Here is a 22989-nt window from a genome sequence, read left to right as displayed (position 1 = left end):
ACTGTGCTCCAGGCAAATTGATGGATTTTATACAGTTATATTTCGGGATTTTTCGATCAAACGCTCAATAGATGGAGAACCTACAGTTAATTTTATACAATTTAGCTAATCGGAACAAATGAGATAGTTTTACCATAGTCGCCGTTAGCCCTCCGAACCTACAAACGCCATACACCGTCCGAGATTCCGTTCGATAGGAGTTTTGAAAAAAATAGCATGTATGAGTTTCACTTGATAAGGCGGCTATATGTCCCCATAAACACTTTGATACGTCTGATGAAGATAGTGTAGCTATGCAGGACTAGCGAGGTACGTTAGTCCATAGGAGAGCCAGACGAAATGATATACATTGACGGCTGCATAAACGATAACGGTGAGGGTTAAGCAGGGCTGGACCCACAATTTCTGGCGAATATAGGGATATATGAGCATTAATGCGATTGGGAATATAAGTTTCACGAGATAGTAAGCGATGATGTGCCATTCGTAGATATGGCGGATGAACGGATTGGCCTCTTGGATGAAGGCTAGCTGCAAGCCGATATCGGTGAATAGCGCGTCGAAAAAGCAGAGAATGAGCAGCAATACCAGTAGTTTGCTCTTAAACAAGTATCGAAAAACAAGCATACGGTTCCTCGCTTTCCGTGGCTTCATTCGGATACGTTCCCGGTCATCGGGCAAGTAAGAGTTGCTGAGGACGAATCTCGCCGTTGATACATAATGTATCATTATAAAGGCAGTTTGTCCAGTTCACAGCCTTGTAAGAGAAAATCCCCCTGCGATCCAATGCAGATCGAGGGGGATTCGTTATAGGCCCGGTGGGGGTCGAACCCACAACCTACCGGTTAAGAGCCGGTTGCTCTGCCATTGAGCTACGGACCTAAGATTTACTAATTGTAACATGCTGCGTAAGATAGGGTCAATCTATTTCCCAGAACCTGTTTTGAAATAAAGAGCTTACCCCACAGTGGGATAAGCTCTTCAAGATACGTGTGGTTTAGAATACTTTCGTCGTCCACGACTCACAATTCCAAGTCTCTGTCACGACATCGCGATAGAAATCAGGTTCATGGGAGATCAGGATGATGCTGCCTTTGTACGCTTTCAGTGCACGCTTCAGTTCTTCCTTCGCGTCGACATCCAAATGGTTCGTCGGCTCATCGAGCACGAGCAGGTTGGTTTCGCGGTTGATCAGCTTGCATAGGCGGACCTTCGCTTTCTCACCACCGCTGAGCACAACGATTTTGCTTTCAATATGTTTCGTCGTTAGTCCACAACGGGCTAGCGCCGCGCGAACCTCGAACTGGTTTAATGAAGGGAACTCGTTCCAAACCTCATCAATACAGGTATTGTTGTTGGATTCCTTAATTTCCTGTTGGAAATAGCCAACTTGTTGATTTTCACCCTTATGCACGGAACCTGACAATGCAGGAATTTCCCCTAAAATGCTGCGCAACAACGTCGTCTTACCGATCCCGTTGGCACCGACGAGGGCGATTTTCTGCCCACGTTCCATACGAAGGTTAAGCGGACGGGATAACGGCGAGTCGTAACCGATAACCAGATCCGTCGCTTCAAAGATGAGCTTACCTGCCGTACGTCCTTCTTTGAAGTTGAACTGTGGCTTCGGTTTTTCTTTGGCAAGCTCAATGACTTCCATCTTGTCGAGTTTCTTCTGTCTGGACATCGCCATATTACGAGTTGCCACACTCGCTTTGTTACGTTGAACGAAGTCTTTCAACTCAGAGATTTCCTGCTGTTGGCGCTTGTATGCGGACTCCAGCTGGGATTTTCTCATTTCGTGAACTTCTAGGAAATGGTCGTAGTCGCCGACATAGCGATTCAAGGCTTGATTTTCCATGTGGTAGATCAGGTTGATTACGCTGTTCAGGAACGGAATATCATGTGAGATGAGGATGAAGGCATTCTCATATTCGTTCAAATAGCGTTTCAACCATTCAATATGCTGCTCATCCAAATAGTTCGTAGGCTCATCGAGGAGCAGGATGTCTGGCTTTTCCAAAAGAAGCTTCGCCAGCAACACCTTCGTACGCTGTCCACCGCTCAAATCATTCACGTCTTTATCTAAGCCGATATCTGTCAGACCCAAACCGCGGGCCGTTTCTTCGATTTTGGCATCAATCATGTAGAAATCTTGATTCGTTAACGTATCTTGAATCGTTCCTACATCCTCGAGCAAGCGCTCAAGTTCATCAGGCGAAACGTCGCCCATGCGGCCATACATATCGTTCATTTCTTGTTCCATATCGAATAGATACTGGAAAGCACCTTTCAACACGTCGCGCATCGTCATGCCTTTGCTAAGTACCGCATGTTGATCGAGGTAGCCAACGCGCATGCGCTTGGACCATTCGACTTTCCCGTCGTCCGGCTGCAGCTTCCCGGTAATGATGTTCATGAAGGTAGATTTCCCTTCACCATTTGCGCCAATAAGTCCGATGTGCTCGCCTTTCAACAGGCGGAAAGATACATCGTTGAAGATCGCGCGATCTCCAAATCCGTGACTAAGTCGTTCTACGTTTAATATGCTCATGAATGACACCTTTTCTATTGAACTTTTTTTGTTGATATGAATTTATATGTAATAGTTACATATAGCTTCGCATCAACCTTGGTAAACGGATACCGTCTTGTGAAAGACGGCGCAGCCGTTTATCCCTGGCTTCTTACATTTTATTATAAACGATAGGAAGCAAACAACTCCCCCAGGTGAATAAAAAAAGGAAATTAAGCTTCATCCATCAGGATATGCCCATAGGCTGGCTCAATTTCGACGAAGCCAGCCATGTGGCGCATGTGGCAGGTAATCGGCTTATTTTGACCCATTAGGATGATGTTCTGCAGATCGCGGCGTCCCTCGGAGGGCAGGGCGAATGCTTTAACGTAGTTAAATACTTCGCTAAGTGTTGTGTGAATGGCGGCGAGGAGCGGGTCATGCTCACCTTTACCCATTAAGTTCAGAAGAATAGCACCACCCTCGTCGAGCTTTGTTTGGGCGATTTGGAAAAAGGTTAATGACGTTAACGGCAGCGGTGTGCCCTTGTCAGTAAAAGCATCAACTAGGATGTAATCGTACGTTCGCGGAGGCTCGTTGCTAAGGAGCTGCCTGCCATCACCGATGTGCACGTTGTCCTGGTTGTAGCCGAAGTAGCGCCTGCTTAGTGCCACGACATGTTCATCCAACTCCGCAACAGTGAAGCGTTTCTCTCTCAGGTGGGAAGCGATCGTGCCGATCCCGTGACCGATGAGGAATACACGCTCAAAGCTGGGGGCGTTAACCTGCATGAGATGAATCATGGCTCTTGGATATTCGAAGAGAATACGATCTGGATGCGCCAAATCCATCGCACCTTGCATGGCCTGATTGGAAAACTCCAGGATGCGAAAGCTCCCTTTTTCATCTGAAAAGGTAGTGGTGTCATAAATGGAGATGTCATGGTGGACGGTTTGTTCCTTGTATAGCACGTTCAACGAGCGAGTCTCCTTCGATAATAAGTATGTGGACAGTATATCATAGCTCGGTAAACTGCACGGCATATCATAGGGAAACTATGACAAGTCATAACAGGAATTGTGACGAGTCATTGTGTAATTCATGACGGTTCATGGTGGTTTATATGCATCCAGTCTCTATTCCTATGCTGCAGCTGCCGTGCAAGAAAACAAGCGGTTGTGGTGTATTTCCCCTGACCAAGTCATAAATGATCATGACGTGGTCAGGGGAAATACAGGAGCTAAGTCCCTATCCTCTACCTTGCGATATTGTCGATAATGAATTGGATTAGCGAGAGAAAGCGCATAAATCGCTGCCCATTATAAGCGATGTTATCCAAGACGAGGAGGTAGTAAGGTGAAACTAGGTAGATTTAAAAAGGCTGCTGCTGTGAGGCTGACTTTGGCTATAGCGCTTGTTTTGGCCGGTTCAAATACAGCTGCGGACATAGGGAGGCTGCCGTCGGCAAAAGCCGCAGGTATGCCGGCTCAATTAACGGTATATGACGATAAGCTTGGGAGTTCCTTTGCTGATTACAGCTGGGCTAACCATAGCTTATCGGAGAAAAAGATTGTTCATACGGGCAGCCAATCCATTCGCATGAAGCCTAATCAAGACGATGGGTTGTATTTGTATAATGACCGCATTATTCGAGTGTCTGATTACCCTGTGTTGGAACTGTGGTTGAACGGCGGGCAAGCAAGCACCCAGAAGCTAGAGGTTGTCCTCAATGCTGGAGGGGAACAAGTTGCTTCCATCCCGTTGAACGAATCTCATCTCCAGGTAGGTACTTGGCAGAAGGCGACCATCGAGCTAGATAAGCTGAACATTCCGAATGGTATATTCGATGGCATTCTCATTCGCGGTACGACAGCGGGTCAGCAACCTGAGGTGTACATGGATGATATTGCCTTGTCAGGTCGTGTTACGGAGACGGAGGATACAGCCGTGCTCACCGGTATTTCTGTAACGCCATCCCGTCTGAATTTGCTAACGGGTCAAACAGGAAACATTGCGGTTAACGCTAGCTTTTCCGACGGTACTTCGGCTCCTTTGACACAGGGTGCGGTCTGGAGCTCATCGGATCCTACCGTGGCATCGGTGGCTAATGGCACCGTTAGAGCGCTGAAGGCTGGCTCCTCCGTGCTGTCGGCAGTATATGGAACAGCGCGCGCAGAGACGACAGTGCGGATCTCGGAGATTGCTCCTCCCCCAGTTCATGACGGCCAAGCGGCAATGAACATTTATGAAGAAGGACTGAGCGACGTTTTTCAGGATTACAGCTGGGCCCAGCATAATCTGAATGATTCTTCGGTTGTCCACACAGGATCCAAAGCGATCTCCTTCAATCCAAGCGGTCAAGGTGGCTTATACCTGTATAAGGGGAATGGAGCGGTTCAGGTGAAGGATTACGACCGTCTCGAATTTTGGATCAACGGAGGGGAAGCCGGCGCACAGCAGTTGGAACTGGTGTTTAACGCTGGCGGTCAAGCTGGAGCAAGGGTGAATATCGGAAGTCTGATCGAAGGCGGTGCAATTCCTGCCAATAGGTGGACGAAGGTACAGCTTCAGCTGCCGGAGCTGCAAATCACGGATCAGTTATTCGATGGTCTTCTGTTTAGCGGCTTAAGCGAAGGTGAGCAAGGTACCGTATATCTCGATGATATTCGCTTGCTAGAGAAGTATGTTGCGCCTCCCGTATTGGTGGAAGGCGTCCTGTCTCAATACGGTATGGTGCTAGCACCTGGCGACAGCGCCAAGCTTACCTATGAAGCTCGTTATTCCAATGATACAAGTGCCGATATGAGCGACCAAGCCACATGGACCACGAGCGATCCTGGTATTATCACCGTAGATAAAGGCGTTTTGAAGGCGACAGGAAGTGGTTTAGCGAAGCTGACTGCTGTTTATGGCACAGCATCGGCTTTCATGTACGTACAGGTCGTTCCAGTCACACCCGAGGACATATATCGGGACGGATTGGCTGAGGGCTATGATACGTGGAGTTGGGGAACGAACAATTTTGAAAACGTGCAGCCAACGGCTTCTGGAACGAAGTCCATATCCTTTCTAGCCCAAGGGTATGACGGTATTTGGATGCATCGCAATACGAAGATGGATCTTGATCATTACTATGGTTTATCGTTGAAAGTCCATGGCGGCTCCACTGGCGGACAGAAGCTGCATGTGAACTTGATGGACGATCGAGGTTTCGTAGGGGAGCTTAATCTCGACAGTGTGCTGCCAAACGGCGTACCGGCGAATCAATGGACAGAGGTTAAGCTGAAATTTGCTGATCTTGGTATCCGTGAGCTGACGTTCGATGGCATTGTCGTATCGGCGTGGGGCGAGCACGATCAAGGAACGGTCTACTTTGATGACATTAGCATGCTGAAGACCACATCGGTCGTTAGCTTGCCTGATCCAGAGCTTCCAACCGTCCAAGTAACGATTGACTCAATGAAAGGGCGTCGCGCCTTAAGTCCTGGCATCTTTGGTGTTAATTTCGAGGATGCCCCTTCGGAAGGGCACTCCACGATGAATGTTCCAGTCAAACGCTGGGGCGGAAATGCGATGACGCGTTACAACTGGGAAATCGATATGACCAACCGTGGCGGCGACTGGTACTTCCTGAACATTGCGAATGATAACACGGACCCGTCGAAGCTGCCGAACGGTTCCTTGTCAGACCGGTTCATTCAGGATTCCAAAAATACCGGCACAGAGGTCTTACTGCAAGTGCCGACGATTGGTTGGACGCCAAAGGACCGAAATACGAGCTGGAGCTTTTCCATTGATAAGTATGGTCAGCAGCAAGGCAACGAGTGCGATTGGCACGAGTCCTGGTGTCGCAAGGATGCCGGAAATGGCAGAAATGCGGACGGCAGTTATATGACCGGCAACAATCCTACAGATACATCCAAGCAGGTCAGCTATGATTTCGTGAGTAGATGGGTCCAGCATCTCCAGCAGCGCTTTGGTCCTTACGTGCACAACTATGCGCTCGATAATGAGCCTATGCTGTGGCCGCATTCCCATTGGGATGTTCACCCGCAAATGACAACCTATGATGAGGTTTGGAATTATACACAAGGCTATGCTCAGGCGATCAAACAGGCAGATCCAGAGGCCAATATCTTCGGTCCGGTTCCTTGGGGCTGGTGTGAGTACTTCTACTCGGCAAAGGATGGCTGTTCACCTGGCAAAGATATGGAGGACCATAACAACAAGCCCTATTTAGAGTGGTTTTTGGGCAAAGTAGAGGACTATCGCTTGCAAACCGGTCAACGTTTGGTTGACACGCTCGATATTCACTATTACCCTGCTGAAAATAACGTTGCGTTCTCAAGCGATGAATCTAAGCTGATGACGAAGCGCCGCTTTGATTCCTTGAAGTCGCTATACGATCCGAACTTCACCGATCCGTCCTCTTGGATTCAAGAGCCTGTGAACCTGATACCACGGATGCATGACCTCATTGCGCGTAACTCGCCGGGGATGAAGCTATCTATCTCCGAATATAACTTTGGTGACGGAGCAGGTATTGGAAGCGGACTTGCGCAAGCTGAGGCGCTAGCCTTATTCGCCCGTGAAGGCGTCGATTATGCCATGCGTTGGGGGGGGCTTCTTGGCAATACGCCACTAGAGGACGCGTTCAAGTTGTACTTGGATTATGACGGTCAAGGCAGCCGCATTGAAGGTGAAGTTGTCAGCGCAACGAGCTCCAACCTGAATGCGCTAGGCGCTTATACAATTGTATCGCCGCAAGGCAAGCAATACGTCTTGCTGTTCAATAAGGACACAGCCCCACGTGAAGCCAAGATCCAATCGGATCTATCACTGAATGCGGCAGCATCTGTATACCGCTTTGATGCACAAAAGCGTCTTGCCCCAGCAGGAACCGTTCAAGGAACAAGCCAAGGCCTCTCCGTGAAGCTGCCAGCGATGTCTGCAACACTGATTGTCATACCTTAATTAAGCGAAGGAGGAACCATAGATGAAAATACGTTTGCGAAACAAAGGAATCGTCATCTCCATACTAGCCGTTATGCTCACGCTCTTTTTGACGCAGCAGAGTTTGGGAGCAGGTACATTAACGGAAATTAATGTTTTTTTGAACACGGGTATCAAGGTGATGTTGAACGGCAAACCCTTTGAACCGACAGACAAGGACGATGGGACGAAGCTTGTGCCAATCACTTACAGAGGTTCAACTTATCTACCGATGCGGGCAGTAGCCGAAGCAGCAGGTATACAAGTCACCTGGGACCCTCAAACCGAAACGGCCTACTTGGGTGAAGCAGGTGGCAAGGTGGCTCAGAATTCTATAAGCTACATCAAAGCATCGCCGGAATTTGTCTACAATGGGAATCTAACGTATCGCTTGGCAAGCAGAACACCAGAGGAGTTAACAATCGCTGACGGAACTAAACTGAACTATGGGTATGTGACTGGAGGAAGTCGTTCAGTCAATATAGAGGTCACCACGGATTTCCAATACGATAAATTTAAAGCTAAAATATGGGCGGCAGACACCCTGACTAGCGATGATTTGCAGGTAAAGGTCGTGGATGAAAATAATGTTACTGTGAAGGATATGCAAGTAAAGTCAGGTAAAATCACAGAGCTAGAGCTCGATGTCAAAGATACGAAGGCTCTTCGGATCTATGTGCAAGGGAATAAAAGCATTGTAGGTGAACCGATGTTAGGGAAATAATCATCGAGCAACATGCATTAAAGTGACCGTCGGGACTTCCCTGACGGTTTTTCTTGCTTGTCTCCATTAAGATAGGTTTGCCAAAGTGTGGTTGTGTTCGATTGGGATGAAGTTGTGTTCAATTCTCTCATTTTCTTGGTGGGAGGGGTCTTTTATACTGAGGGTATAAGAAATTACTTTTAGAAAAGGGTGAGCCCCGATATGCGTACACAACCTACGACAAACTCCACTAAGCAGGCTCAAAAGTGGTTCGCCGCCTTCAATTGGAAGGGCCGCTGGGAATCGCCTTTAGCAGGGTATTTGTTCATCTCCCCATGGCTGCTTGGTTTTTTGCTCTTAACCTTATGGCCGATGATCCGGTCGGTTTATTATTCCTTTACCAAGTTTACTTTGCTGGACGCTCCTGAATGGGTGGGCTTGAGAAACTATGAGCGGATCTTCACCGATGATGAAACGTTCAGACAGTCCCTTTCTGTTACGCTGATGTTCGTTGTCATCTCCGTGCCGCTGAAGCTGATAAGCGCCCTGTTGGTTGCGATGCTGCTCAATAAGAACATAAAAGGTATTTCCATCTACCGGACATTTATTTATTTGCCATCTTTGATCGGAAGCAGTATTGCTGTCGCAGTTCTATGGAAGAATATTTTCGGAATCGACGGCTTTATCAATAAGTTTTTAAACATTTTCGGAGTTGAAGGGGTCAGTTGGATCAGCAGTCCTGGTACGGCCCTCGGCACTTTAATTATTTTGGTAGCATGGCAATTCGGCTCTTCGATGGTTATTTTCCTTGCAGGACTGAAGCAAATTCCATCGGAGCTGTATGAGGCTTCATCGGTCGATGGCGCGTCGAAGCTCAGACAATTTTTCAACATTACGCTGCCTATGCTCTCCCCGGTTCTACTGTTCAATCTAGTACTGCAAACGATTGGCTCGTTCCAAATGTTCACGCAGGCATTCATCATTACAAAAGGCGGTCCAATCAACTCCACGTATATGTATGCACTGTATTTGTACGAAAGAGCGTTCGCCCGCTATGATATGGGTTACGCTTCGGCATTGGCCTGGATTCTACTTGTTATTATCGGCATTGCGACTGCTCTGATCTTCGCATCGTCCCGTTACTGGGTATTCTATGAGACTGAAGGAGGCCGTAAGAAATGACTCTAACGCAACGCCGGACTCTCGGCTCCCATATCTTCTTGTCCATATTCAGCATCCTCATGGTCTATCCTATCCTGTGGTGGGTTGGAGCGGCATTTAAATCGAATGATGAGATGAGTTCGCCTAATCTATTCCCGAAAGTGTGGTTGTGGAGCAACTTCACTGATGGCTGGGTCGCTCTGCCGAAATTTACGTTCACACACTTCTATATCAACTCTTTTGAACTTACCGCGGGCGTGTTGATTACATCGGTGCTTTCCTGCAGTCTCGTCGCTTTCGGTTTTGCCCGTCTTGACTTTCCTCTCAAAAATTTCTGGTTCTCTATCCTGATGATCACGTTGATGCTGCCAAGTCAGGTGACGTTGGTTCCGCAGTATATTATGTTCAATACATTCGGCTGGATTAATACGTATCTGCCGTTCTATGTGCCGCATGCGCTAGCTGGCGGTATCGGTGGACCATTCTTTATTTTCCTTCTCATTCAGTTCATTCGGGGGCTTCCAAAAGATCTGGACGAATCGGCCAAGATTGATGGCTGCAGCTGGTTTGGCATTTACTGGCGCATCATCTTGCCACTTACCAAGCCTGCACTTGTTACGGTAGCCATATACTGCTTCCTATGGAACTGGGATGATTTCTTCGGTCACTTGCTGTATATCAATTCAGTGGATAAATATACGGTAGGGCTTGCGCTCAAATTGTTTGTAGACAGTCAATCTGCTCTGCCTTGGGGTCAATTGCTCGCGATGTCACTCGTATCGGTTGTTCCTTCATTAATTATCTTCTTTATGGCTCAGCGCCATTTTGTGGACGGCATTGCATCCGGTGCAGTGAAGGGGTAAAATTTGGTGAGTTACTTGAAAAGCTGCGATATTGTGCAGCTTTTTTGGCTTTTGTGATTGCAGCTCGAAGGGGGAGTCTTGATGAACTTATTCAAACGCGTGCGGATTGACCGCTTGTTTTTCAGGAGCTTCGCTTCTTTCCTATCGATCTTGCTGCTCGTCTTTACATGGATCAGCTACAGTATGACGTCCAGAGAACTGGCGAATACGTCATCTTACTACCAGCAAGATATGCTCAATGAGTTGAATAAGCAGATTGATATCCAGCTTAAGTCGATCGAGCAAATGTCGCTGGCTGCCTCCCGAAATATGAATACGATCGGCTATGATCCCTTTGAAATGGATTTGTTCGAGAAATTTCATCGCAAGGACGATATGCTGCGGATGCTAGCGAGTATCACTTATAGCACGACTATGGTACAGTCCATCTACTTATACATAGATAATCCATCTCAGACTGATCCCCAGGCTCCTGTGCAAATTCTCGATATGGCACATGTTCGGGAAGAACCGTGGTATCCGGAGATTCAGAATTCAGATTTCACCTGGATCGGGGAACGGACGCTCCCAACCTACAAGGGGCCGCAACAGTTTATCAGCTTCGCCCGCAAGCTATATAACAATTCGGACAAATACTATGGGCTGCTGATGCTAAATGTGAAGGCGTCCGCGATCGAGAGCATGGTTCGCGGGGAGACCGACGGTAAGGAGAAGAACCGGCTGCTGTTGGATGCCAGCGGCAGGACGATCGCAACGATTGGAAAGCCAACAATAAGTAAGGATGACCTTCAGCTGATCAGTAGTAAGGACATCGCATCGGATTACATACATCTTCCAGTCAATCGCGGCGAAGGGGCTCTGCTCGTATGGAGCAAGGTGCGATCGGACTGGATGTTGATTGAAATCACGCCATGGAATGACATTGTACATGGCAGTATCCGCCTGGCTTATATTTTAGTCTCCATTGGTCTGATAGCCATTTGCATCGCCGCCTTCTTCACGCTGTTTCTGTCTAGGCAATTCACGAAGCCAATTCGTTTGTTGCTTGCGCGAATGGGACGTGTGCCGGCCACAGGAGCTGCAATAGATCTGCCTACCGACTACGAGAACGAGTTCGGGAGCTTATTCAACGGCTACCGCCGGCAGATGGAGCGGATTGAAGAGCTGCTGCAATCGCTGCAGTCACAGCATAAGCGTAAGCGGGAAGCTGAGATATTGGCGCTGCAAGCGATGATTAATCCCCATTTTTTATACAATACCTTGGATCAGCTGAATTGGATTGCTATCGATTCCGGGCAAGAGAAGATCTCTACGATCGTCTCGCTTATGGGCAAAATGTTCCGTATTGGTCTTTCCAACGGAGAGACAGTCATTCCAATTCGGGATGAGTTGACGCATGTGGAGTGCTACCTGCAAATTCAAAAAATTCGTTGGGGAGATCGTCTTACATACAGTATTGATACCGAAGAGGAACTGAAAGATCTGTATATTTCGCGGTTAACCATACAGCCTTTTGTGGAGAATGCGTTCATTCATGGATTTCATGGCAGAAGGGCTGGCGAAGTTCACATCGCCCTTAAGCGTAAGGAAAACGAATTAGAAATTATCATTAGCGATAATGGCGTAGGACTGAAGCTTGATTGGGATATACCGAAGCCGCGCAAAACCGGAGGCTATGGCGTCAGAAACGTGATGGATCGCATCGCTGCCTATTTCGGGGAGCCATACGGGGTCACTATGCGAGGTCGAGAGGAAGGCGGAACCGAAGTAGTCCTGAGGCTCCCTGTTCTGCACAATAAAACAGAAGTGGAGGAGGCATTTCATGTGGAGAGTACTTATTATTGATGATGATTTTCAAGTGCTGGAAGGGATGAAAAAATCCATACCTTGGGAGCGGCTGGAGGCGGAATGGGTAGGGGAAGCGATGGATGGGCAAGAGGGGCTTCAAAAGGTTAAGGAAACGAGCCCGGACATTATCATTACCGACATCTATATGCCCGTGATGAATGGTCTCGAGATGATCGAGCAGCTGAAGCAGGTAGGATTTGCGGGGGAAATCATCATTCTCAGCGGTTATTCCGATTTTCAGTACGCGCGCCAAGCACTACGACTGCAGGTAAGTGATTATTTGTCGAAGCCGGTCACGATGGATGAGCTGGGTAGCGTGCTGGAGCGGGTTATCCGCGAGCTGGAGACCAAGGAACTGGCGAAGCTGGAACAGGAGGAGACGCGGCGCAGGTTGATGATGTACGAGCCATTTGTGCAGAAGGAATGGCTGAAGTCAGTCGTCACGGGTACGCTGGGGCGGGCTATGGCGGAGGAGAGTATGGAGCCCATCGATGAGAAATCGTGGCTTAGACAGAAACATCTGATCATGGGCATCGAGCTGCTTGGGACAAACCGTGTTTTGAACCTAACCTTAACGGACTGGAGCTTGTTCCGGTTCGCCCTGGCCAACATCATCTGTGAAGTACTGGAGCGGGATTGGCCGCTATCTGAGTTCATCGAACTGCACAGCCATCATGCTGCCATCGTTTTTCACATCCCTTTGGAGCAATCGGATGCAGAGGCCCTAGCGTGTATAAGAGGTATTGGAGAGTATATCACGGAATGCACCGAGACTTATTTGAAGCTGAGTACCCGTATCGGAATTGGAAGTGTGCAAGAGGACTGGAGGCAACTCTCCAATTCAACGGAAGAGGCCTTCCTGGATCTACTGCAGCAAACATTGACCGAGGATCAGGGTACTCGCTTGTCTAACCTGGATGCGGCAGAGCCCGATTTCACGATACGCCCCATCAAGTTTTATCAGGAACTGGCCGAGGCTATCGTATACGCCAAGAAGGAGGAGACGCTTGCGATTATTGACGCTTACTTGGAGCAGCTTCGCCAAATGCCTTCCGTTTCGCCAGCTTATCTCCAATACTTATGCTCGGAGCTATGGACGATTCTCGCTTATTCGTTATACAGCACCGGTGTCGTGCTCGACGACCTGTTCCCCGGTTTACCGGCAAGCCAGGAAATATCCAAAATCTCAACGATCGACGAACTCCGCGATTGGCTCGAGAACAAAATCTCTGGCATCTGCTCACAACGCGGATGGAGCGAACATTCCAAGCATAAGGAAGCCATCGATTTCATGATTCAATATGCGCATGAGCATTATGCAGAGGACATCGCCTTGGAGGATTTATCCAAAGAACTATATCTAACCCGCAATTATTTGAACCGGATGTTCAAGAAAGCAACGGGGGAAACCTTCACGAACTATTTGATCCGTGTACGACTGGAGAAAGCCAAAGTACTGTTGGCGGAAGGCAAGCACATGATTTACGAGATAGCCGAAAAAGTGGGCTACAAAAATGTGGCATACTTCAGTTCCATTTTCAAAAAACATTACGGTATGAATCCCAGCGAGCTCGGAAAGAAATAGGTTGTGCTCGATTGTGGTGGAAATGTGTTCATTACCCTTATTTTGATTGTGTCCTTCGGTTTATATAATGAAGATATAAGTGCTGCTGATGAATGGGGGTGCCACAGTACCTTCGTTCCTTTATCGGAAAGGCTTTGACACTTGGACCTGAATACAGGAAGGGGTTAACAGAATGATGAACAAGCAGATAAAAAGATGGGGTTTACTGACAGTTACGGCACTTACAGCTGTAAGCCTGACCGCTTGCGGTGGCAATACCACGACCCAAACGACCGAAACTGCAAAACCGAGCAGCGGCGCAGCAGCAACAGCAGCAGCGAGCGATAAGGCGGTGAAGCTTCGTATTGTATGGTGGGGCTCACAAGCCAGACACGATGCCACATTGAAGGCGCTTGATGCCTACACGAAGAAACATCCGAACGTTACGTTTGAACCGGAATTTTCCGGGTTTGATGGCTATGCAGATAAGTTGGCCACTCAAGCTGCGGCGAAGAATGCGCCCGACATCATCCAGATGGATCCAGCTTGGTTAGCGGAATATAGCGGCAGAAACCAGCTCGTGGATCTATCCAAAGGCATCAATACGGCGGATATCGATAAATCTTTGGTTGATTCCGGTAAGTATAAAGACAAGTTGTATGCGATTCCGCTAGGGAATAATGCTACGGGGATGCTATTCAACAAGAATGCAGTGGATAAGCTCGGCATCACACCTCCGGCCAATGGTTGGACATGGGATCAATATTTCCAATTTGGTAGAGACGCGAAAGCGAAGCTGGAGAAAGATAAATATGCGTTAATGGATGCGACAAATGATTACACCGTTTATGCTTCCTACCAGACCAGCCAAGGAAAAGGCTACCCGGTTACCGTAGACGGCAAATTCAATTTGGACAAGGATACGTACCTCACCTACACGAAGAAATATGCTGACCTTCGAAAAGAAGGCGTTGTTCCCCCTCCGGATATTGCAACGACAGATAAAGAATCGGATGCAAAAATGGATCTGATGAATAACGATACTCTCTTGATCAAGCGCAGCTTTGCGGCCCTGTTGCCTGGCTATGAAGGCGTGAAGCCGGGCGCTTATAAATTTGTTACACAGCCTAAAGGTGCTCAGGCCAGCGGCTTTTTGAAGCCGTCCATGTTCTGGTCGATCAGTGCGGATTCCAAGAACATTGAAGCGTCTAAGGCATTTATCGATTGGTTTGTGAACGATACGGAAGCAGCGGATATTTTGACGACAACGCGCGGTGTACCTGTATCCAAAAAGGTTCTCGAGTATTTGACACCGAAGCTAACTTCAGCAGATAAACAGCAAATCGAGCTGATCAAGAGTGTAGCTCCGGATGCGCAACCATTCAATCCTGGCGCTAAAGGCTGGAGTAACTATACAGCTAAGGACTTTAAGGATATTGGTGAAAAAGTGATGTTCGGCAAAATTACACCAGAAGCGGCGTATGAAGAATTGGTGAAGAAAGCAAAGGATTACCAATAATACGATTACACGAACTGGCTTTGCAGATGGAATTTCACCTGATTTGGATTCAGCTATCATAAGAGATTAATAAAAAACTCAGGCCGGCGAGATGTTCTCGACAGCTTGAGTTTTTCTCGTTGAGGAGACCTAATGCTGTGACCCCCTTTCGTGAATGGGTAATCCATCCTAGATTTGTGTATAATCAGGGAGAGAATCACATCATCGCGAGGAATAGGTGAATAGTATGATGGGGAAAGCGGTACTTAGGCAAATGGGCAGCTCAACGTTGGCATTGTCGCCACTAGGGCTCGGCTGCTGGCAATTCAGTAACGGTCAGGGGATGGTAGGGAAGTTCTGGCCTGTTCTGAAGAAAGAGGATGTGCGTAATATTGTTCAAACCAGTCTCAATGGCGGGATCAATTGGTTTGATACAGCGGAGGTCTACGGAAAAGGTCAATCTGAGCAAATGCTGGCAGAAGCGCTGCGCGAAGCGGGTCCTTTGGCGGACGGAGCGCATATCGCAACGAAGTGGTGGCCTATGCTGCGCACTGCGAGCAGCATCACGGGGACCATCGACGAGCGCCTGCGTTTACTCGAGAATCGGACGATTGAGCTGCATCAGGTGCATCAACCTTTCTCCTTCTCATCGGTACGGGCGGAGATGAACGCAATGGCTGAACTGGTGAAGATGGGCAAAATAAAAAACGTGGGTGTCAGTAATTTTTCTGCTGATAAAATGCGTGAAGCCGACCGCGTCCTGCGAGAGCACGGACTCCGCTTAATATCCAACCAAGTAAAATACAGCTTGCTAGACCGCCGCATCGAGCACAATGGCATCATGGCAGCTGCGCAGGAGCTTGGTATCGCTATAATTGCGTACTCACCGCTGGAGCAGGGGATTTTGAGCGGAAAATTCCACAAGAATCCCGCGCTCGTGAAAGCGATCAAGGGTCCGCGTAAATTCACGTCTGCTTTCCGCAATACAGGGCTGCAGAAATCGAAGCCGCTGATCGATAAGTTAGATGAGCTCGCTCGGGTGTATGATGCATCGCCAACGCAAATTGCACTGAACTGGCTGATTCATGCCCATGGGGAGACGGTTTTCGCCATTCCAGGCGCGTCGAAGACGCATCACGCGGAGGAAAATGTGAAAGCCATGCAATTCACACTAACCGAAGAGGAATTAAAGCAAATCGGCGATGTTTCGAATCGGGTGCTGAAGTCATATAAATGATCGGCAATAAGCCGTCATGTAAATGTAACAAGATTGAAATCTTATTTTCAGGTAGATTTAAGGAAACGAGCCTATACTAAATCTCGACCCCCTTTAAAATATAAACTTTAGACCTGCAGCCCGTTGCTGTGGGTCATTTTTTTTGTTGTAGATAACATAAGACTTAGAAAAATCCGAATTCAAGATCTATATGTGCCCATAAATACATCAAATAGGCCCCTGTCAGGATGGCGGTGAGTATAGAAATAAATGCTTTACCTTGATTGAAAACGATGGAGGCCAGTAAGATCGATAGTGGCAGATAGTACATGTAGATTTGACTAAACATCTTGTAATACGCCTCCAAATAAGGTGAACATAGAACCATAATGATGACGGATAAGATCAAATAAAGAGAACCTACGAGAATACCCAGCAGGATTAAACCAATGAACTCGATAACTTTCAAATACACACTTACTCTTTCCATACATCTCACCTACCTTTCAATACTTACATTTTATAAAATCAAGTTCGAGAGGATAAGTACTAACATTTCATAGTACCGATCTATGAGACTATCAATCTACTATTTACTGGTATATAATGCTATGTATTGCCTTTTAGTTGTATGTATTTTACAGGGGGATGGACATGAAGGTTTCTTTTCGAAAAGCAGTAGTTTCAATTTTGGCGGCGGTATGGATTGCGGCCGTTGTGGTTCCAATCGGCGTTCAAGCGAGCAGCGATGTATCGGCCTATGCGGACGTTCCGGAAGATTATTATGCGAGTCAAGAAATCGCCATTCTTAAGCAGCAGGGCATTGTCGATGCGAAAGAAGACGGTGGCTTTCATCCGGATGATGCCGTTACCCGTGGAGATGCTGCGGTATGGCTTAGTAAAGCGCTGAAGCTGAATAAACCGAAATCGCTGAACGCGTTTAAAGATGTATCCGAAACGAGTCCTTATGCAGAGGCTGTCAATGCTTTGAAGGAACAGAGCATCGTGCAGGGCAATGAAGGGCTTTACCAGCCGAATGCGCTTCTTACTCGTGAACAGATGGCGAGCTTGCTGGTCCGTGCTTTTCAGCTCAAAGATAACGGCATCCAAGCGTGGCTCAAGGATGAAGCAACCATTGGCAAGGCGCATCACGACGATGTCATTAGGCTGAAGCAAAATTTCATTACCGAGCAAGTGGCGTTTATGCCGCAGGAGCAGGTGACCCGTGCGCAGCTTGTCTTATTTCTATATCGGACAATTTCCCAGAAGGAAGAAACAACGCAAGGTGCTGTTCCATTGGATGACTTCTTGAAGCTGCCAGATAAGGCTTATCTGCGGCTATCGCCGAATAACCAAACGTTGGCTTTTTTGCAGCCCTGGGAAAACCGGATGAACCTCTACATCCAAAAGGTTGGCGAAACGCAAAGTACGCGGATTACGAGCTCCAAGGACGAGAATATCGGTAGAATATTTTGGATTACTGATAAGGTGATCCTCTACACGTTGGATAGCGGTGGTACCGAAAATACACATCTTCGGGTTGTAAATATGGATGGTTCCGGTGATCGTGACCTGACGCCGTATACGAATGTGAAGGCAGATATTCTCGATGTGCTGCCTGCGAAGAATGAGAGTGATATAGAGCTGTTAGTTACAATGAATAAACGGGATCCGAAAGCTATGGATGTATACCGGGTTAAATTGGCCACTGGGGAAACGTTCGTGCAGGTGCAGAATCCCGGGAACGTCGATTACTGGGTTACAGACAATTGGGGGGAAGTTCGGGCGGGGATCGCCAGAGATGGCGAAACGACCAGTCTGATTTATCGGGAAGATGGGGATAAGGCTTTTGATAAAATAGCCACGTTTAACGCCAAAGATTCCTTTATTCCAGTTATATTCACGTTCGATAACAAACAAATCTACGCTGCTTCTAACGTCGGACGCGACAAGCAAGCTTTAGTGAAATATGACCCCGTCACCAAGAAAGAGACGGAAGTCATCTATGTGAATGACGAAGTCGATATCGATAATTTCATCGTGTCGTACAAAAAGAAATCGATTCTAGCTGTATCTTATGAGACAGATGATAGGCAAATGCATTATTTGGACAATGAATTTGAAGAGATGTCGCACAAAATTGAAGATAAGCTGCAAACTCGTCATTGGGGTCTAATTGGATCGCCGGACAAGGACGTGTTGCTCTTGTATACGGAGAGCGATAAATCGTATGGCAGCTATTATTTATATGATCGCAGAGGGGATAAAATCGACAAGATTGCAGACATCCAGCCTAAATTCGATGAAAAGAAGATGGCAGATATGCAGCCGATCTCCTTTAAAAGCAGGGATGGATTGACAATTCACGGCTACTTAACGCTTCCCAAGGGTGTTGCACCGAACAAACTGCCTGTTGTCGTTAATCCACATGGAGGGCCGTGGGCTCGCGATTCGTGGGGTTATAATATGGAAGTCCAGTTGTTAGCCAACCAAGGTTATGCGGTGCTGCAGCTGAATTTCCGGGGTTCAACAGGCTACGGGAAAGCATTCCTGCACGCCGGAGATAAGCAATGGGGCCAAACGATGCAAAATGATATTACCGATGGCGTGAAATGGCTGATTGGGCGGGGGACTGCGGACCCAGATCGCGTGGCGATCTTCGGTACATCCTACGGTGGATACGCGACGTTGGCTGGGATGACGTTTACGCCTGATTTGTATGCAGCGGGCGTTGATTATGTAGGCCCGTCCAACCTCCTTACGTTCATGAGCACCCTGCCTCCTTATTGGGAAATTGATCGTCCACAGATGGTTGGGCAGATAGGCGACCCTGTTAAGGATAGGAAGCTTCTCGAAGCGGCATCGCCCTTGCTGCATGTCGACCAAATCAAGTCACCGCTGATGATTGCTCAAGGTGCGAATGACCCTAGGGTGAATAAAGCCGAATCGGATCAAATGGTCGCAGCACTACACAAGTTAAATGTAGACGTGGCATACATGCTCAAGATGAATGAGGGTCATGGTTTTCATAAGGTGGAAAATGAACGCGATTTTTATCAGGCACTTATCCATTTTCTTAATAAGAACGTGAAAAACAAGAAGAAATCGTCCTAAGGCAAAAACCTTCAAACCCACGATTATTGTGGTCTTGAAGGTTTTTCTGTTTCTAAAATGAGTTGTCCAAGCAAAATCACCTAACCCTTAAGTCACCGCACGCCCGTGCTCAACACGTCGGTACTCCTTCGGCACAATCCCCTTACTCTCTCGGAATATCCGCGAGAAGGTTTTGTACGAGCCGTAGCCAACTTCCAATGCGATCTCCGTAACGCTCATGTCGGTGGAGACCAACAGGCTGCAGGCATGACGCAAGCGCAGATCGTGCAGAAAGTGAACGAAGGTTTGGCCTGTCGTTTGCTTAATCACTTCGCTGATGCGTGACACGCTCATCGTGAAGCGAGCCGCCAGATCGGACAACGCCAGATCCTCTTGATAATTCCGATGGATATAATGAATAATCGGCCACACGGCGTGGCTGGACCTTGCGGGGGAAGATTTAGCCAACGTCGCAGCTTCTTCCTCCTGGCCTGCGTTCTGGAAACGATGGCGATCAAAGCGGATCAGAATTTCCTTCAATTTGGCCTTCAAGAGGGTCTGTCTGTAACGCTCGTCGCCGTGATACTCTTTCGCCATCTCTTCGATGATAGCAGACATCATCGCCTGCTCGGCTCCTTCGAACTGTACATAGGCAGGCAAACCATTCGAATCACTAAACAGATCAGAGAGTCCTTGATCGTTCCCTGGCTCCATGAGCAGATCCATGCTGAACATACCGTTGAAGAGAACTAACTTTTGACCAGGATCAGTAAAAATCTCATGCACCTGATAGGGCAGTACAAAGGTAAATGTGCCCGGCACCATCGCGTGTTTCACATCATTTATCGTTTCTGCGCCACGTCCTTCTACTACATAAGAGAACTCTAGGAAATCATGTCGGTGCGCGCGAAAGCCGTGCTCCAATGTATTTCTACTAAGGTGAAATGGGAAGGGGGAGTGCATATTTGGGTATGTTTTCAGATAATCTGGAAAATACGTCATGATCAGTCAGGGCTCCTTCGAAAAAATGGGACGTTTTCCGAATATACGGTACGACTTCTTGGTGATCTTATTTTATCATAAAAGCAGGGTCAACAGCGTGTACTTATGAGGAGGAACGAATCGTGGAAAGCGTTAACAAAATTAGAATTGGGATTATTGGTGCAGGCAATATTGGCGGGGTTCATATTCGGGAGTTTTCAAAGCTGGCGGAACTCTGTGAAATTACAGCGATTACGGACGCTTACTTGCCTTTAGCTGTGGCGAAAGCACAAGAACATGGTATTGCCCATGTGGCAGCTACACCGGAGGAGCTTATCCAAAGCGCTAACGTCGACGCCGTCATTATTGGGGTGCCGAATCAATACCATGCTTCCCTTGCTGTACAAGCGATTGAAGCGGGCAAACATGTACTAATCGAGAAGCCGATGGGCATTAACGCCGCGGCGGCCAAACAAATATATGAAGCAAGCAAAGCGTCGAATACGATTGTGATGATCGGTCACCAAATGCGTTGGGAGTCTGTCCCTATGCAGATCAAGGAGCAGGTTGAAGCAGGCGAGCTAGGCAAAATTTATACGGCCAAAACCGGTTGGTTCCGTCGCAAAGGTATCCCAGGTTGGGGAACATGGTTCACGAAAATGGATGAGTCCGGTGGCGGTCCATTGATTGATATCGGCGTTCATATGTTGGATCTTGCCCTCTATTTGATGGGGAATCCGAAGCCTGTATCTGTCGTGGGAGCAACATATGCCGAATTCGGACCGCGTCGCAAAGGGATTGGCACATGGGGGAAACCGAATTGGAACGGTACGTATGATGTAGAGGATTTAGCGACTGCGCTGATTCGTATGGAGGATGGCAGCACGCTGACGCTTGAAGTGAGCTGGGCGGTGCATATGGACACGGACAACACGCCTTTCGTACACCTCATGGGAACTGATGGCGGAGCTAGCTACAAGGGTCCTACGGGTAAATTGTTGACGGAGAAATTCAACCGTGCGATCGAGACTGAGTTGAAAAAGCCTGATAATGATGAAGGCGAGCGCCAACGTCTCAGCCAACATTTCCTAGATTGCATTCGTGAAGGCAAACAGCCAATTACATCGGCACTTTCCGGTTATACGAACAATTTGATTTTGGATGCCATTTATGAGTCTTCGCGTACAGGTAGCGAAGTTAAGCTGAATTGGGATTAGTCGAGTAAACAAACAACCATTTGGAGGATGATCCGATGCTTAGAGGGTTAACAAGAGCAGGGCTTGGCAAGATCGAGAGCAACGAACAATTCATCGAATTGGCGGCAAAATATGGCTTCCAAGCGGTCGATATCGACGCTTTAAGCCTTGTAGAAGCTCACACCATTGCTGGTGCTCGTGAGTTATTGGAGAAGAATGGACTCGTTATCGGGTCCATCGGTTTACCCGTGGAATGGCGTTCCACGGAAGAGGTGTTCCGCGAGGGGCTGCCGAAGCTAGCCCAAGCCGCGGAAGCGGCAGCAGCGCTCGGCTGCACGAGCTGCTGCACCTATGTGCTGCCCTCCACGGACTTCGGGGCAGCGCACTTCATGGCGCTCGCGACGCGCAGACTGCGCACGTGCGCCCAAATCCTAGGCGCCTACGGCATCCGCCTAGGGCTGGAGTTCGTCGGTCCGCATCATTTGCGGACACGATGGAAGCATCCGTTCATCTGGACCATCGATGAAACGTTGGATTGGATCGATGCGATCGGTGAGCGCAACGTAGGTTTGCTGTTCGACGCGTACCACTGGTACACGAACGGTGGGACCGTCGCGGATATCGAGAAGCTCCGCGTCGATCAGATCGTGCATGTGCACATCAACGATGCGCCGAATGTGCCGGTTGAGGAAGTGCTCGACAACGGACGTGTGTACCCGGGCGAGGGTGTTATTGATTTGGCAGGCTTCCTGCAAGGCCTGCAGCGCATTGGCTACACCGGCGCCGTGGCGCAGGAGATCCTGACGGCCGAAGCGCCGACAGATTCTCCTGAGAGCTTGGCGGAGCGGTCCAAAGCTGGCTTCGACAAGGTGTTTGCCGCGGCGGGGCTGTAGGTTGTATATAGAGCGAATCCTTCGGGATTCGCTTTTTTTGTTTCTATGGGGCTCTGCTGACCCAACCCAACCCAACCCCATTGGACAATTCCAATGGATGGGGGCTTTAAACTAGCTAATAATCAATTTGAGTGGATAAATCCACTAAATTTGAGCCTATTGGATTGGGATACACTGTATTTGTCTAATGGGTAGGCCTGCGTCGATACCAAGTTGTGCAATAACTGGATTTTCTCCCGCTAATTCGCGGGAAATCCACGTCATGAGACGTATAACTGGATTTCCTCCAGTTATTTTCAACACTTTTCAGCCTCCAGGCCTTAAAGCCGGAAATTAGCTGCAGAAAATCCATCTAATCACTGATTCACGGTGAATCCGCCGAAATTAGCTGTAGTTTTTCCAGCTAAAATGGCTCCACCGCCTCGCCAGAAGCCGCACACCGCGGCGATTCACCCAATTTAACTAA

Annotated in this window: 16 protein-coding genes and 1 tRNA gene; 11 read left to right on the top strand and 6 right to left on the bottom strand. The window is 48.1% G+C overall.

Features of this window, described 5'->3' with window-relative positions:
- Positions 1-291: 291 nt before the first annotated feature.
- The 4 genes from ACSQ8P_RS33025 to ACSQ8P_RS33010 all read right to left on the bottom strand — a co-directional run bounded on the left by ACSQ8P_RS33025 (position 292) and on the right by ACSQ8P_RS33010 (position 3558).
- Complete coding sequence (locus ACSQ8P_RS33025) at positions 292-729, bottom strand: DUF5658 family protein (protein WP_436239055.1); 438 nt, start codon at positions 727-729, stop codon at positions 292-294.
- Positions 730-810: 81 nt separating this feature from the next.
- Positions 811-882, bottom strand: a tRNA-Lys gene (locus ACSQ8P_RS33020).
- Between the two features lie 115 nt (positions 883-997).
- On the bottom strand, positions 998-2554 hold the full coding sequence (locus tag ACSQ8P_RS33015; protein WP_436239054.1) for an ABC-F family ATP-binding cassette domain-containing protein: 1557 nt from the start codon (positions 2552-2554) through the stop codon (positions 998-1000).
- 194 nt (positions 2555-2748) lie between these two features.
- Positions 2749-3558: a spermidine synthase gene (locus ACSQ8P_RS33010; RefSeq protein ID WP_436239053.1), complete on the bottom strand. Its 810-nt coding sequence runs from the start codon at positions 3556-3558 to the stop codon at positions 2749-2751.
- Between the two features lie 313 nt (positions 3559-3871).
- On the opposite strand from ACSQ8P_RS33010, the gene ACSQ8P_RS33005 reads away from it, so the two are divergent.
- The 8 genes from ACSQ8P_RS33005 (at position 3872) to ACSQ8P_RS32970 (ending at position 16381) form a co-directional block, all read left to right on the top strand.
- Positions 3872-7489 carry a glycoside hydrolase family 44 protein gene (locus ACSQ8P_RS33005; protein WP_436239052.1) on the top strand — a complete coding sequence of 1206 codons (3618 nt, stop codon included), beginning with the start codon at positions 3872-3874 and terminating at the stop codon, positions 7487-7489.
- A gap of 22 nt (positions 7490-7511) precedes the next feature.
- Positions 7512-8231, top strand: coding sequence for a stalk domain-containing protein (locus tag ACSQ8P_RS33000; RefSeq protein ID WP_436239051.1), 720 nt, complete (start codon positions 7512-7514; stop codon positions 8229-8231).
- A gap of 201 nt (positions 8232-8432) precedes the next feature.
- Positions 8433-9392: a carbohydrate ABC transporter permease gene (locus tag ACSQ8P_RS32995; protein WP_436239050.1), complete on the top strand. Its 960-nt coding sequence runs from the start codon at positions 8433-8435 to the stop codon at positions 9390-9392.
- Positions 9389-10234, top strand: a complete 846-nt coding sequence (locus ACSQ8P_RS32990; protein ID WP_436239049.1) for a carbohydrate ABC transporter permease — start codon at positions 9389-9391, stop codon at positions 10232-10234. The genes ACSQ8P_RS32995 and ACSQ8P_RS32990 overlap by 4 nt, the downstream gene beginning before the upstream one ends.
- Before the next feature lie 81 nt (positions 10235-10315).
- Entirely contained in the window at positions 10316-12079 is a 1764-nt protein-coding gene (locus tag ACSQ8P_RS32985) for a sensor histidine kinase (protein WP_436239048.1), read from the top strand.
- Positions 12057-13667 (top strand): response regulator transcription factor, encoded by a 1611-nt coding sequence (locus ACSQ8P_RS32980; protein WP_436239047.1) that lies wholly within the window; start codon positions 12057-12059, stop codon positions 13665-13667. The genes ACSQ8P_RS32985 and ACSQ8P_RS32980 overlap by 23 nt, the downstream gene beginning before the upstream one ends.
- Before the next feature lie 172 nt (positions 13668-13839).
- Positions 13840-15165 carry an ABC transporter substrate-binding protein gene (locus ACSQ8P_RS32975; protein WP_436239046.1) on the top strand — a complete coding sequence of 442 codons (1326 nt, stop codon included), beginning with the start codon at positions 13840-13842 and terminating at the stop codon, positions 15163-15165.
- 226 nt (positions 15166-15391) lie between these two features.
- Positions 15392-16381: an aldo/keto reductase gene (locus ACSQ8P_RS32970; protein WP_436239668.1), complete on the top strand. Its 990-nt coding sequence runs from the start codon at positions 15392-15394 to the stop codon at positions 16379-16381.
- Positions 16382-16544: 163 nt separating this feature from the next.
- Here the strand turns inward: ACSQ8P_RS32970 and ACSQ8P_RS32965 are convergent, their stop codons facing one another.
- Positions 16545-16850: a hypothetical protein gene (locus tag ACSQ8P_RS32965; protein WP_436239045.1), complete on the bottom strand. Its 306-nt coding sequence runs from the start codon at positions 16848-16850 to the stop codon at positions 16545-16547.
- A 164-nt stretch (positions 16851-17014) separates the two neighbouring features.
- On the opposite strand from ACSQ8P_RS32965, the gene ACSQ8P_RS32960 reads away from it, so the two are divergent.
- Complete coding sequence (locus ACSQ8P_RS32960) at positions 17015-19474, top strand: prolyl oligopeptidase family serine peptidase (RefSeq protein ID WP_436239044.1); 2460 nt, start codon at positions 17015-17017, stop codon at positions 19472-19474.
- 87 nt (positions 19475-19561) lie between these two features.
- Here ACSQ8P_RS32960 and ACSQ8P_RS32955 read toward each other — a convergent pair whose 3' ends face one another.
- A complete protein-coding gene (locus ACSQ8P_RS32955) occupies positions 19562-20455 on the bottom strand; it encodes a helix-turn-helix domain-containing protein (protein WP_436239043.1) in 894 nt (297 codons plus the stop codon).
- A gap of 122 nt (positions 20456-20577) precedes the next feature.
- On the opposite strand from ACSQ8P_RS32955, the gene ACSQ8P_RS32950 reads away from it, so the two are divergent.
- Both ACSQ8P_RS32950 and ACSQ8P_RS32945 read left to right on the top strand, forming a co-directional pair.
- Complete coding sequence (locus ACSQ8P_RS32950; RefSeq protein WP_436239042.1) at positions 20578-21651, top strand: Gfo/Idh/MocA family protein; 1074 nt, start codon at positions 20578-20580, stop codon at positions 21649-21651.
- A 35-nt stretch (positions 21652-21686) separates the two neighbouring features.
- Positions 21687-22523: a sugar phosphate isomerase/epimerase family protein gene (locus tag ACSQ8P_RS32945; RefSeq protein WP_436239041.1), complete on the top strand. Its 837-nt coding sequence runs from the start codon at positions 21687-21689 to the stop codon at positions 22521-22523.
- The last annotated feature ends 466 nt before the right edge of the window (positions 22524-22989 follow it).

The sequence above is a fragment of the Paenibacillus sp. LjRoot153 genome (assembly GCF_964253085.1).
GTDB lineage: Bacteria > Bacillota > Bacilli > Paenibacillales > NBRC-103111 > Paenibacillus_E.
The sequence above is the reverse complement of the archived record's forward strand: the minus strand, read 5'-3'. Positions and strand labels throughout refer to the sequence as shown.